The organism is Actinomadura opuntiae (genome assembly GCF_030283205.1).
GTDB lineage: Bacteria > Actinomycetota > Actinomycetes > Streptosporangiales > Streptosporangiaceae > Spirillospora.
This window is the reverse complement of record NZ_JASNWF010000051.1, coordinates 1-12950: the sequence shown is the minus strand read 5'-3', so window position 1 is coordinate 12950 and position 12950 is coordinate 1. Positions and strand designations below refer to the sequence as shown.

The window sequence follows — 12950 nt, the reverse complement described above, 5'->3', positions numbered from 1 at the left end:
GGCGCCGCGCAGGGAACCGCCCGCACCGCGGGCGCGGGCGTCGGCGAGGGCGCGGCGGCCGCCGCGCGGACCGGCGGTCAGGCCGCGGGACAGGTCGGCGGCCAGGTGGTGGCGCTGCCGGGCCGGGTGGCCGGGCTGGCGAAGCTGCTGACGCTGCGCAAGCTGCTGCGGGCGGCGCCGGTGGTCGCGGCCGCGGGTGCCGGCATCCTGATCGGCCGCCGCACCAAACGCTGACGCGCCCCCGCCGACCCGCCAGACCCGCAGGGCGCTGTTCGCAGGTCGTCCTGCGCGCGTCGATGGGACCGAACGCCTCCGGGACCGTGCTTTGCACGGTCCCGGAGGTGCGTCGTGTCGCTTGACCGGCGCCCGACCAAAACCGGTATGCCCGTTTAGACAGGTCGAGGGGGGTAGGGGGGAGCATGAACGTCCCCCACACAAGGAGATGACATGACTGGGCCGATCGCCCAGCAGACCTCGGGCACCAGCACCGTCCAGCGCGGCGGCGGTGGCGGCAGCAGCAGCCTCGCCGACGTCGTCGACCTGATCCTGGAAAAGGGTCTGGTCATCGACATCTACGCCCGAGTGTCGCTGGTTGGCATCGAGATCCTCACGGTGGACGTGCGGATCGTGGTGGCCAGCGTGGACACCTACCTGCGGTTCGCCAAGGCGGTGAACCGGCTCGACATCGCCCACGACGGCACCTCGCAGGGCCTCCCGCAGTTCGTGGAGGGCATGCAGGAGTCGGGCGCGAAGAAGAAGACCAGGGGCGCGCTCGAAGGCGCCGGTGAACGGCTGAAGGAGACCTTCGGCGGCGGCTCCGACGACGACCAGGACCAGGACGAGGACAAGGAGCCCGCGCGGCGCCGGTCGTCCCGGAAGAAGGAGGACGACGAATGACCTCCCCGAACGAACCCGGTGAGGACAAGACCCCCCAGTACGTGTACGGGGTGACGCGCGCCGGCGCGTCCCTCCCTGGCGACGTCGCGGGCCTGGACGACCGGCCGGTGACGCTGGTGGAGGACGGCGGCCGCTGCGCCGCGGTCGTCAGCGACCTGCCCGCGGGCCGGCCGCTGGGCGAGCGCGCCGACCTGGTCGCGCACCAGCGGGTGCTGAACGCCCTGCTGGACGCGGGCCTGGTGGTGCTGCCGTTCCGGTTCGGCGCCGCGCTGTCGGACCGCACCGCGGTCCGCAAGGAGCTGCTGGAGGGCAACTCCGACCGGCTCGGGCAGGTCATGGACCAGCTGGACGGCCGGGTGGAGCTGCGGCTGAAGGCCACCTACGTCCAGGAGACGGTGCTGCGGGAGATCATGCAGTCCGAGCCGGAGGTCGCCGAGCTGTCCCAGCGGCTGCGCGACGTCCCCGCCGACGTCGCCGACGCCGTCTACTACGACCAGGTCCGCCTCGGCGAGCTGATCGCCCAGGCGATGGACCGGCGCCGCGAGCACGACGGGCAGGTGCTGCTGGAGGCGGCCGCGCCCGCCGCCGAGGCGTTCGTGCGCAAGACCCCCGCCCGGGAGGAGGACGTCCTGGACGCCTCGTTCCTGGTGCGCGCCGACCGCCGCGAGGAGTTCGAGAAGGCCGTGGAGGAGCTCGGCAAGGCGCACGGCGAGCGGATCCGGCTGCGGCTGATCGGTCCGCTGCCGCCCTACGACTTCGTCCCGGAGGCGTGATGGGACTGTTCACCGGCCTGGTGACGCTCCCGCTGGCGCCCGTGCGCGGCGTGGTGTGGCTGGCGGAGGTGCTCACCGAGCAGGCCGAGCAGCAGCTGTACGATCCGGGGCGGATCGCCGCGGAGATGCAGGAGATCGCCGACGGGGTCGCCGCGGGCGAGATCGACGACGAGGAGGCCGCGGCCCGCGAAGAGGAACTGATCGCCCGGCTGCACGAGGGCCGCGCCCGCGGCCTGTGACGGGCGCGGCCGGACAGGGAGGCCAGTGATGATGTCGGCGTCCGAGGCCGCCAAACGGGCGGCCGAGCACGTGACCGCGATGACCGGGCGCACCGCCGAGAGCGTCGTCGGGATCGAGCGCGCCGGCGAGGACGGCTGGCGCGTCTGCGTGGAGGTGGTGGAGACCCACCGCATCCCCGACTCCGCCGACATCCTCGCCATCTACGAGACCGAGGTCGACGCGGATGGCGAACTGGTGTCCTACCGGCGCGCTCGCCGCTATCCGCGCGGACGAGTGGAAAGGGACTGAGGACCATTGAGCGAGATCTCCTGGACCGGCTCGCGGGGGCCCGCCAAGTCGATGGCTGGGGAACGGCAGTCGGCGAACCTGGCCGACCTGCTGGAGCGGATCCTGGACAAGGGCATCGTGATCGTCGGTGACGTCCGGGTGAACCTGCTGGACATCGAACTGCTGACGATCAAGCTGCGGCTGCTGGTGGCCTCGGTCGACCGCGCCCGGGAGATGGGCATCGACTGGTGGGAGCACGACCCGTCGCTGTCGTCCAAGGCGCGCACCGCCCAGTCCGGGCGGTCGGACGGGGAGGGGCGCGTGGAGGGCGGCGCGGACCGCGAGCTGCTGGAGGAGAACCGGCGGCTGCGCGAGCGGCTCGCCGCGCTGGAGGCCGGCTCCACCGGCGGCTCCGCTGAGGGCGCGGATGCGCCGGCCGGGCGGGCGCAGGAGAAGGAGGCCGGATCATGACCGACCACCGCACCGCCACCGGCGACCCCACCACCGCCGAGCACGTCCAGGACGACGAGCTCGCCGTCTACCTCTACGGGGTGGCGCGCGGCCTGGACCCGGCCGCGCTGGAAGGCGCCGTCGGCGTGGCGGGCGCACCCGTCCGCACCGTGTCCGCCGGGTCTGCCGGGTCCGCAGGGTCCGGTGGGCTGACCGCGCTGGTCAGCACCGTCCGCCTGGCGGAGTACGGGGAGGCGGCGCTGCGCGAGAACCTGGAGGACCTGGCGTGGCTGGAGGCGACGGCCCGCGCCCACCACGAGGTGGTGGACCGGGCCGCGCACGCCGCGCCGACCGCGCCGGTGCGGATCGCCACGATCTACCGCGACGACGCGCGGGTCGCGCAGGTGCTCGCCGAGCAGGGCGACCGGTTCGCCCAGGCGCTGGACCGCGTCGCCGGCCGCGTCGAGTGGGGCGTGAAGGCCTACGCGCACCGCGACGCCCTGGAGGCCGCCGAACCCTCCGAGCCCGCCGCACCGGAGCCCGATGCCGGAGCGCAGGGGGCCGGGGCGGGGACGGCGTATCTGCGGCGCCGCCAGCAGGAGCGGCGGCGCCGCACCGACGCCGGCCGCAAGGTCAGCGAGCAGGCCACCGCGATCCACGACGGCCTGGCCGCCCTCGCGGTGGCCGCCCGCCACCACCCGCCGCAGGACCCCAAGCTGTCCGGCCACGCCGGGGTGCAGATCCTCAACGCCGCCTACCTGCTGGACGAGGACGCCGCGGCGGCGTTCGCGGACGCGGCGCGGGCGGCGGGGGAGCGGTATCCCGGCATCGAGGTGGAGCTGACGGGGCCGTGGCCCCCCTACTCCTTCATCGACACCACCGCCCCGGCGTCCGAAACCGAGACCGAGACTGGGAGCGGGGCCGGGAGCGGGGCGGCGCGGGACGGGGTGCGGCGGTGACGGCCGTCCTGGACTCCGGCCGCGACGTCCCGATGGAGCGGATCGCGCTGGTCGACCTGCTGGACCGGCTGCTGGCCGGCGGCGTGATGATCGCCGGCGACCTGGTGATCTCCATCGCGGAGGTGGACCTGGTGCGGGTGTCGCTGCGCGCGCTGGTCACCTCGGTCCGCGACGAACTGCTGCGCGGCGACGAACTGCTGCGCGAGGAGGAAGCATGACCCCCGCACCCCGCGACCCGGAGCCCGGCTCGGGCCGCCCTCGCGGCGCCGACCGCCGGGGCGCCGACCAGCGGGGCGCCGACCGGGCGCCGGTGTCGGGTGAGGTGTCGGTGCGCGACCCCGCGGCGGGCGACCCGCTCACCGACGACATCCTGGCCGGCCGCACCGGCGGCGCGTCCGCGCAGGCCCCGGTCCGCGCGACCCGCGCGTCCGCGCACGCCTCGGCGCTGCGCGAGCAGTCCTCGCGCACCATGCAGCGGCTGCGCACCGACCCCGAGACGGTCGAGCGGGACCTGGTGAAGCTGGTGCTGACGCTGGTGGAGCTGATCCGGCAGCTGATGGAGCGCCAGGCTCTGCGCCGCGCGGAGGGCGGCGACCTCACCGACGAGCAGGTCGAGCGGCTCGGGCTGGCGCTGATGCGCCTCGACGAGGCGATGACCCGGCTGAAGGACCATTTCGACCTCGAGGACGGCGACCTGAACCTCGACCTCGGCCCGCTGGGCCCTCTCCTGCCCGAGTGACCCCGCCGTCCGCGCCGGCCGGCGTGCGCACCGACAGCGCGCGCAGGTCGGCGCGGACGCGTTCGGCGTCGCGGTCGCGGCTCTGGCCGCTGCCGGCCAGGCGCGGCCGCGGGTGCGGCCGGGCGCGGTGGCCGCGTTCCATCCGCCAGACCAGGACCGCCAGGTAGGTCGCGACCGCGGCGGTCTCGAGCAGGGTCAGCACGGCGGCCCGCCGTCCGGCCGCTCGTGCGGGTCGGCGGGGTTGGTCGCGGTGCCCTTGAAGAAGGTGTAGTGGAACGTGCCGCCTTCGCCGGCGGTGCGCCGCAGGTCGGCGATGCCGCGGTCGAACTCCTCCGGTGTGGTCAGGCCCGCGGCGATCGCGTCGCCGCGCACGGCCTGCACCATCGCGATGAAGGTGTTGCGGGTGAAGCCCTCCACCAGTTCCGGGCGGCTCCGGTCGGCGTACACGGTGCGGGGCCGCACCGTGACCTGCCGGTATCCGGCGGCGGTCAGCAGGGGGTGCAGGCGGCGGCCGATGAGCGCGTCGCCTCCCGCGGCGGCCTGCAGCCGGACCTGGTGGCCGATCGCGGCGCGGGCGGCGGCGCTGTCGGGGTGGAAGAACGCCGACCCGTGGTCGCCTTCGATGACGGTGAGGGTGCCGCCGGGCCGCAGGACCCGCCGCAGCGCGGCGAGCGCGGCGGCGGGGTCGGGCAGGTGCTCCAGCACGAAGCAGACGAACAGGTGGTCGAACGCGGCGGCGGGGAACGGCAGGTCGTGCAGGTCGGCGCGCAGCCACCGGACCCGTGCGCGCGGGAACCGGGCCGTCACCCGCTCGCGGGCCCGAGCGAGCGATTCGGCGGACACGTCGACGGCGGTCAGGTCGATGCCGGGGGAGGACGCCAGCAGGTGGACGGTCTGCGCGCCCACCCCGCAGCCGACCTCCAGGACCCGCGCGCCGGGCGCATAGCCGGTGCCCTGGTTCGGGTCGCGCTCGTCCCGGTCGTGCAGGTCGTGCAGGGGGTCGCCGGTGGGGGCGTGCAGCAGCGCGGCGAGGGCGTCGGCCTGGTCGCCGAGCCGCCGCGTCTCGTGCGCCGAGTAGCCGTGGACGTAGCCGGGCGCCGGTTCGGCGGGGCGCCCGGAGGCGGTCGCTGTTTCCATGTGCCCACCGTGCCGCCACAATGGCCTGATGCACAGGTCCAATGGCGACAGATCCGACCGGTCCATAACCGGGTCGGCGGCCACCTCGGGGAGCAGGGCGGCGACCGGCGCGGACTTCCTGCAGCTCGACACCGCCGACGCGCCGCCCGGCGGGATGGCCGACTGGCTCGCCCGGCGGCTGCGCGAGGCGATCGGCGACGGGCGCCTGCCCGTCGGCAGCCGCCTGCCCGCCACCCGCGTCCTGGCCGCCGACCTGCGCGTCTCTCGGGGCGTGGTCACCGACGCCTATCAGCGGCTCATCGACGACGGGCACCTCGCCGGCCGCGGCCGCGCCGGCACCATCGTCGTCGCCGCACCCCTCACCGCCCCGCCCGCCCCATCCGCCCCGCCCGTGCCGTCCACCGAGCCCGTCCCTCCGCCCGGCCACGCGGTGTTCCCCGGACGGCCCGGCGCCGACGTGTTCGACGCGCTGCGCGCCGCCCCGGCCCGCATCGACCTCACCCCCGGCGTCCCGGACCTGGCCGCCTTCCCCCGCGCCGCGTGGCTGCGCGCCGAACGCCGCGTCCTGTCCACCCTGTCGGCACCGTCGTTCGGCTACGGCGACCCCCGCGGCACACCCGCCCTGCGCACCGCCGTCGCCGGGTGGCTCGCCCGCAACCGCGGCGTCCGCGCCGACCCCGCCGACATCGTCATCGTCGCCGGCACCGCCCAGGCGCTCGGCCTGCTGTCGCAGGTGCTGCGCGCCGCCGGCGTCGGCACCGTCGCCGTCGAGGACCCCGGCTCGCTCGGCACCCGCCAGCACCTGGCCCACTGGGGCATGCGCACCCCGCCCGTCCCGGTCGACGACCAGGGCGTCCGCGTCGACGCCCTGCGCCGCAGCGGCGCCCCCGCCGTCCTGCTCACCCCCGCCCACCAGTTCCCGACCGGCACCGTCCTGGACGGCGCCCGGCGCCGCGACCTGATGGACTGGGCCACCGCCGGCGGCCTGGTCATCGAGGATGACTACGACGCCGAGCACCGCTACGACCGCCCGCCCGTCCCCGCGCTGCGCGCCATGCTGCCCGACCGCGTCTTCTACGCCGGCAGCGTCTCCAAGCTCCTGGCGCCCGCGCTGCGCACCGGATGGGTGATCGCCCCGCCCCGCCACCGCGACGCGCTCGCGGACGCCAAACGCTTCGCCGACCTCGGCAACGCCGCGCTCCCGCAGCTGGTCCTGGCCGACCTGATGGAGTCGGGGGAGCTGGAACGGCAGCTGCGGCTGCTGCGCCGCCGCCACCGCACCCGCCGCGACGCGATGATCGCCGCGATCCGGGCCCGGCTGCCCGGCGCGGTCGTGCACGGCGCCGCCGCCGGCCTGCACCTGCTCGTCACCTTCCCCGACCGCCCCGGACTCGCCGACACCGGCCTGGCCGCGGCCGCCCTCGCCCGCGGGGTGAAGACCCAGCCGCTGTCCTGGCACGCCCAGCGGCCCGGCCCGCCCGGCCTGGTCCTCGGCTACGCCGCCACCGCCCCCTCCGCCATCGACGACGCCGTCACCGCGATCGCCAGCGCCCTGCACGACCTCACCTGATGCCCCGGCGGGGGAGCGGCCGGGGCCGTCAGACGGCCAGCAGCTCCGCCTCCCACAGATCCCGGTACGCGCCCGGCACCGCCACCAGCTCGTCGTGACGGCCCCGCTGCACCACCCGGCCTCGGTCCATCACCACCACCTCGTCCGCCGCGTCCAGCGCCGCCAGCCGGTGCGTCACCAGCAGCAGCGTCCCGCCGCCGGGCCCGGCCAGCAGGTCCCGGGTGATCGCGTCGGCCATCACCGGATCCAGCGCCTCCGCCGGCTCGTCCAGCACCAGCACCGGCGGATCGGCCAGCAGCGCCCGCGCCAGCAGCAGCCGCTGCCGCTGCCCGCCCGACAACCCGTGCCCGCCCGTGCCGACCGGCGTGTCCCACCCGTCCGGCAACGCCTCCACCACCTCCAGGAACCGCGCCCGCCGCGCCGCCGCCTCCAGCTCGCCCTGCGTCGCGCCCGGACGCGCCAGCAGCAGATTCGCCCGCACCGACCCGCCGAACACGTGCGCGTCCTGCGCCAGCCCCCGCACCGCCGCCCGCACGTCCGCACCCTCGTACAGCGACAGGGCATGCCCGCCCAACACCACCGACCCCGCCACCGGCACCACCTCACCCGACACCGCCGCCAGCAGCGTGCTCTTGCCCGCACCGCTGGCGCCCACCACCGCGACCCGCCGGCCCCGCTCCACCCGCAGATCCACCCCGTCGAGCGCCACCTCACCCGCACCATCCGGCGTGCCGCCGCAACCCGGATAGGCGACCCGCACACCCAGCAGCTCCACCGCCAACGGCCCGGCCGGCACCGCCACCGGACGCACCGGACGCGGCGCCGGGGGAGCGGCCAGCACCGCATCCACCCGCCGCGCCGCAGGCCACACCTCCCGCAGCCGCTGCGCGGCCACCGCCAGCGGAAGCACCGCATCCACCACCACCAGCGCCGCCAACCCCGCCACCGCCGCACCCACCTGCTCACCGGTTCCGCCGCCCCGCACCACCACCCACACCACCGCCGCCACCACGCACCCCTGCACCGCGACACCCGCCCCCGCCACCAGCGCCGACACCCGCGCCGCCGCACGCTCCGCACCCCGCAACCGCGCGGCGGCGTCCCCGGCCGCGCCCGCGAACCGGGTGTCCGCGCCGAACACCTTCAGGTCCGCCGCGCCCTCGAGCACGTCCAGCGCCCGCACCGCCAGCTCCTCGCGCCCCGCCGCGACCCGCGCCGCCGCCCGGCCGCTCCAGCACGCCGCCACCACCGCCAGCACCGGCCCCGCCACCAGCAACCCGACCGCCACCACCACCCCCGCCAACGGCGTCACCAGCCCGCACACCACCACACCGACACCCCCGCACACCACCGCCGCGACGCCCGGCAGCACGCACCGCAGCAGCAGGTCCTGCACCGCCTCCACATCCGACACCATCCGCGTCAACGCCCCACCGTCCCGCAGCCCCACCTCGGCCGGACGCCGCACCGCCAAAGCGTCGAACACCCGTCCCCGCAACTCCGCCAGCGCCCGCAACGTCGCGTCATGACCCGCCAGCCGCTCCACATACCGCAGCGACCCCTTCGCCAGCGCCAGCCCCCGCACCGCCACGATCGCCACCGCCAGCACCGACAGCTCCGGACGCTGCGACGCCCGCGCGATCAGCCACGCCGCCGTCGCGACCAGCCCCAGCCCGCACACCTCCGCCGCCACACCCGCCAGCGCCGCCGCCACCAGCCGCGCCGCGTGCGGACGCACCGCACCCCACAACCCGCTCACGCCGCCCGCCCCTCTCCCGCGCACTCCTCGACCAGCCCCGCCCGCACCCGGCCGCCCTCCAACCGCACCACCCGATCGGCCAGCGACAACAACGCCGGACGATGCGCCACCACCACCGCCGTCCGCCCCGCCAACAGCCGCGCCGCACCCTCCACCAGCGCCCGCTCACTGCGCACGTCCAACCGCGCCGTCGGCTCGTCCAGCAACATCACCGGACCACCCGCCAGATACGCCCGCGCCACCGCCAACCGCTGACGCTGCCCCGCCGACACCCCCGCACCGCCCTCACCCAGCACCGTCGCATACCCCCGCGACAGTCCCGCGACGAACTCCTCGGCGACCGCCGCCCGCGCCGCCTCCACCACCCGCTCCAACCCCGCACCCGGGTCGCCCAGCCGGATGTTGTCGGCCACCGACGCCGCGAACAGATGCGGACGCTGCGGCACCCACCCCAGACGCCGCCGCCACGCCACCAGGTCCAGCTCCACCAGATCGACACCGTCCACCAGCACCCGCCCCGACACCGGACGCACCAGACCCGCCACCACCAGCAGCAACGTCGACTTCCCGGCACCCGACGGCCCCGTCACCGCGACCCGCTCACCCGCCGCGACCCGCAACGACACCTCCTCCAGCGCCGCCCGCTCCGCACCCGGATACCGCACCGTCACCCGATCCAGCACGATCTCCGGCACACCCTCGCCCACCACGACCCGCCCACCGGACGGCGCGGACGGCGCGTCCAGCACCGCGAACGCCTCCCGCGCCGCCGCGACACCCTCCGCACTGGCATGGAACCGCGTCCCCAGCGCCCGCAACGGCAGATACGCCTCCGGCGTCAACACCAGCACCAGCAGCCCCGCCGACAACCCCATCCCGCCCTCCAGCAACCGCAACCCCACCGGCACCGCCACCAACGCCACCGACAACGCGCACACCAGCTCCAGCACCAGCGACGACAAGAACGCCACCCGCAACGCCCCCGTCGTCGCCCGCCGATGCTCCCGCGCCAGCTCCCGCACCACACCCGACTGATGCCCCGTCCGCCCGAACGCCCGCAACGTCGACAACCCCGCCACCACGTCCCGCAAATGCCCCCCGAGCCGATGCAGCGACGCCCACTGCCGGCCCGTCAGCGCCGCCGTCCGCATCCCCACCAGCGCACCGAACACCGGCACCAGCGGCAACGTCACCAGCACCACCACCGCCGACGCCCAGTCCGCCGCCACCAACCGCGCCACCACCAGCGGCGGCACCACGCACGCCGCCAGCAACTGCGGCACGTACCCGGCGAAGAACGGATCCACCGCGTCCAGACCCCGCGTCAGCAACGTCACCCGCGACCCCGCGTCCACCGCCCCACCGCGCAGCAGCGCCTCCCGCAGCTCCCGCTTCACCCCGGCCGCCGCACGTCCCGCCACCAGCGACGACACCCACGCCAGCAGCCCGCGGCCCGCCACCGCCGCCACCAGCCACGGCAGCAGACCCGCGTCCAGGCCCGCCACCGCCCGCGCCAGCAGACCCGCCGCCACCACCAACAGCACACCCTGCCCCGCCGCCAGCACACCCAGCGCCACCAGCACCCGGCGGGGGAGAAGCCCCAGCAGACGCCGCTCCACACCCTTCACCCCCGCCCCCCGGCTCACAGGTACGAGGGCGAATCAACACGCCCCCAGAACGTCCGCCACACCAGCGCCTGCGACGCCACCAGCAACGGCAGCAGCACCGCCGCCGACACCGCCGTCAACGACAACCCACCGCCCTCGGCCACCGCCTCCGACCACGGCAACCGCACACCCGCCACCACCGGCACCACCACCAGCGCCGCACCCGACATCCCGTACCGGCCACGCCACCGCTCCGCCCGCTCCGCCAAATCACCCGCCAACCGCAACCGCGCGAACCCCGCACCATGCCAGGCGAACAACCCCGCCAACGGCAACCCCAGCACACTGCCCGCGTTCAACCCGCCGCCGCCCAGCAGCGAACCCAGCAGCGACGCCCACCCCAGCGCCAGCGCCCAACTGCCCGCGACCACCGCACCGTCGCACACCGACCGCCACCCGGACGCGTCCACCCGGCCGCGCAGCCACAACCCCATGTCCCGCACGACCCACCCGATCAGCAACACCACCACCAGCGGATACAGCTCCTCCAGCAACCGGTGCTCCAACCCCGGAAACGCCCCCGCCACCAGCCCCGCCGACGCCACCAGCCACACCTCGTTCCCCAAGAAGAACGGCGCGAACGACGCGATCACCACCCGCCGCTCACCCTGACCGCGCCCCAGCCACGGCAGCAGCATCCCCACCCCGACGTCCGCACCCGCCAGCACCAGATACCCGCCGGCGAACACCGCCAGGACCACCATCGCCAACGACTCCATCACGCACACTCCCGTCGCACCGTCACCGAACCGACCATCAGAACGTCACCGACGCCACCGGCGCCGATGGCGCCACCGGGGGAGCGGCCCCCAGCGCCGACCCCTCCGGCCCCCGCCGCGCGAACCGCGCCAGCAACCATGCGTTCACCCCCACCAGCACCGCGAACAGCGCCGTGAACGCCACGAACGACACCGCGACCATCCCCGACCCCACACCCGGCGACAGCGCATCCTCGGTCTTCAGCACCCCGTACACCATCCACGGCTGCCGCCCCACCTCACGGAACATCCACCCCGCCAGCATCGCCACGTAGGGGAGAGGCACCGCGCACATCATCACCACGTGGAACACCCGCCCCCGCACCAGCCACCGCCCCGACCACACCTTCACCAGCGCCACCATCGCCAGCAGCCACATCAACGACCACAACCCCGTCATCACCGCCTCACCGACCCCCGCCATCCCCGGCGCCATGTAGTCGCCCGGACCGAACCGCGCCGAGAAGTCCGCCACGGCCGCCGCCGCCTCGTCACCACCGGTCTTCGTCGGCTGCAGATACCGGTACTGCATCCCCCCGACGATCACCACCGGCATCACCGCCGCCATCAGCGTCACCAGCCCGATCCGCATCGAACGCCGGAAGAACTCCACCTCCGCCGTCCGCCGCAGCAGGTGATAACCGCTCACCCCCGCCATGAAGAACCCCGCCGTCAGCAACCCCCCGAACAGCACATGCCCGAACGCCAGCAGCGCCGTCGGATTCCCCAGCAACGCCCCCACATCCGTCAGCCGCGCCGCCCCGTCCCGCATCTCGTAACCGACCGGGCGCTGCAACCACCCATTGGCCACCAGCACGAAATACGCCGACAGATACGCCGTCAACGTCACCACCCAGATCAACGCCAGATGCACCCACCGGTTCAACCGGTCCCACCCGAAAATCCACAACCCCAGAAACGTCGACTCAACGAAGAACGCCCCGATCGTCTCCAGCGCGAGCGGCGCACCGAACACCCCGCCCGTCATCCGCGACATCCCCGCCCAGTTCAAACCGAACTGGAACTCCATCACCAGCCCCGTGACGATCCCCACCGCGTAATTCACCACGTACAACTGGCCCCAGAACCGCGTCATCCGCGCATGCACCGCACTGCCCGACACCGTCGCCCGGGTCTGCATCAACGCCACCAGCGTCGCCAACCCCAGCGTCAACGCCACGAACAGGAAATGCGACCCTGCCGTCAACGCGAACTGCACCCGCGCCAGCACCAACGGGTCCATCACAACCCCCACGAACGATCGGCGGAAACCACGACACGATCCTGGCGCCCCGCACCCCGCCCGCGGATCCTGCGCAAGCCCGGAAACCACCTGCGCCTTTCGCGTAGCGCCCCACCGCCGCCTACATCCCGAGATGTACGCCACCGCCCCGCCTACTCCAGCCGGAGAAGCCCCACCTCAGCCCGACTTCAACCCGACCTCAGCCACGCCGATCCACGACCCACACCACCACCGCCACCACCGCGAACGGCACCGCCGCCACCGCCACCAGCACACCCGGACCCGCCCACGCCGACCCCACCGCATACCCGCCGAACACCGCCACGCTCACCGCCTCCGTCCCGAACCCCGCCAACGACGTCACCGTCGCCCGCGCCCCGTCACCCACCCGCTCCTGCAACCGCGCGTCCGCCGCCGCGACCGACCACCGGAACGCCCCGAACGCCACTGCCACCAACGGCACACCCCACACCGACCCGCCCACCGACCCC

General features: G+C 75.1%; 15 protein-coding genes and 1 pseudogene. 10 read left to right on the top strand and 6 right to left on the bottom strand.

The window, feature by feature from the left end; all coding sequences use genetic code 11:
- The 9 genes from QP089_RS48535 to gvpK all read left to right on the top strand — a co-directional run.
- Positions 1-234 (top strand): hypothetical protein (locus QP089_RS48535; protein ID WP_285921408.1); only part of this gene is annotated, 234 nt, incomplete at its 5' end.
- A 213-nt stretch (positions 235-447) separates the two neighbouring features.
- Entirely contained in the window at positions 448-897 is a 450-nt protein-coding gene (gene gvpJ, locus QP089_RS48530; protein ID WP_285921407.1) for a gas vesicle protein GvpJ, read from the top strand.
- Positions 894-1670 carry a GvpL/GvpF family gas vesicle protein gene (locus QP089_RS48525; protein WP_285921406.1) on the top strand — a complete coding sequence of 259 codons (777 nt, stop codon included), beginning with the start codon at positions 894-896 and terminating at the stop codon, positions 1668-1670. The genes gvpJ and QP089_RS48525 overlap by 4 nt, the downstream gene beginning before the upstream one ends.
- Entirely contained in the window at positions 1670-1909 is a 240-nt protein-coding gene (locus QP089_RS48520) for a gas vesicle protein GvpG (RefSeq protein ID WP_285921405.1), read from the top strand. Before QP089_RS48525 ends, QP089_RS48520 begins: the two co-directional genes overlap by 1 nt.
- A 28-nt stretch (positions 1910-1937) precedes the next feature.
- Positions 1938-2198, top strand: coding sequence for a gas vesicle protein GvpO (gvpO, locus tag QP089_RS48515; protein ID WP_285921404.1), 261 nt, complete (start codon positions 1938-1940; stop codon positions 2196-2198).
- 6 nt (positions 2199-2204) lie between these two features.
- Complete coding sequence (locus tag QP089_RS48510; RefSeq protein WP_446474156.1) at positions 2205-2648, top strand: gas vesicle protein; 444 nt, start codon at positions 2205-2207, stop codon at positions 2646-2648.
- Positions 2645-3586, top strand: coding sequence for a GvpL/GvpF family gas vesicle protein (locus QP089_RS48505; protein WP_285921403.1), 942 nt, complete (start codon positions 2645-2647; stop codon positions 3584-3586). Before QP089_RS48510 ends, QP089_RS48505 begins: the two co-directional genes overlap by 4 nt.
- Entirely contained in the window at positions 3583-3804 is a 222-nt protein-coding gene (locus tag QP089_RS48500) for a gas vesicle protein (RefSeq protein ID WP_285921402.1), read from the top strand. The genes QP089_RS48505 and QP089_RS48500 overlap by 4 nt, the downstream gene beginning before the upstream one ends.
- Positions 3801-4325, top strand: a complete 525-nt coding sequence (gene gvpK, locus QP089_RS48495; protein WP_285921401.1) for a gas vesicle protein GvpK — start codon at positions 3801-3803, stop codon at positions 4323-4325. The genes QP089_RS48500 and gvpK overlap by 4 nt, the downstream gene beginning before the upstream one ends.
- A 195-nt stretch (positions 4326-4520) precedes the next feature.
- Here gvpK and QP089_RS48490 read toward each other — a convergent pair whose 3' ends face one another.
- Positions 4521-5462, bottom strand: coding sequence for an L-histidine N(alpha)-methyltransferase (locus QP089_RS48490; protein WP_285921400.1), 942 nt, complete (start codon positions 5460-5462; stop codon positions 4521-4523).
- A 28-nt stretch (positions 5463-5490) separates the two neighbouring features.
- Between QP089_RS48490 and pdxR the strand changes: the two genes are divergently transcribed.
- Positions 5491-7032 (top strand): MocR-like pyridoxine biosynthesis transcription factor PdxR, encoded by a 1542-nt coding sequence (pdxR, locus tag QP089_RS48485; protein ID WP_285921399.1) that lies wholly within the window; start codon positions 5491-5493, stop codon positions 7030-7032.
- Positions 7033-7060: 28 nt separating this feature from the next.
- On the opposite strand, the gene cydC is transcribed toward pdxR, so the two are convergent.
- The 5 genes and pseudogenes from cydC to QP089_RS48460 all read right to left on the bottom strand — a co-directional run.
- A complete protein-coding gene (gene cydC / locus QP089_RS48480; RefSeq protein WP_285921398.1) occupies positions 7061-8791 on the bottom strand; it encodes a thiol reductant ABC exporter subunit CydC in 1731 nt (576 codons plus the stop codon).
- A complete protein-coding gene (gene cydD, locus QP089_RS48475; protein WP_285921397.1) occupies positions 8788-10410 on the bottom strand; it encodes a thiol reductant ABC exporter subunit CydD in 1623 nt (540 codons plus the stop codon). Before cydD ends, cydC begins: the two co-directional genes overlap by 4 nt.
- A 23-nt stretch (positions 10411-10433) precedes the next feature.
- Positions 10434-11177, bottom strand: coding sequence for a cytochrome d ubiquinol oxidase subunit II (locus QP089_RS48470; RefSeq protein WP_285921409.1), 744 nt, complete (start codon positions 11175-11177; stop codon positions 10434-10436).
- Between the two features lie 37 nt (positions 11178-11214).
- A complete protein-coding gene (locus QP089_RS48465; RefSeq protein WP_285921396.1) occupies positions 11215-12459 on the bottom strand; it encodes a cytochrome ubiquinol oxidase subunit I in 1245 nt (414 codons plus the stop codon).
- A gap of 199 nt (positions 12460-12658) precedes the next feature.
- Positions 12659-12950 (bottom strand): annotated as a pseudogene (locus QP089_RS48460) (MFS transporter); the annotation flags it as partial.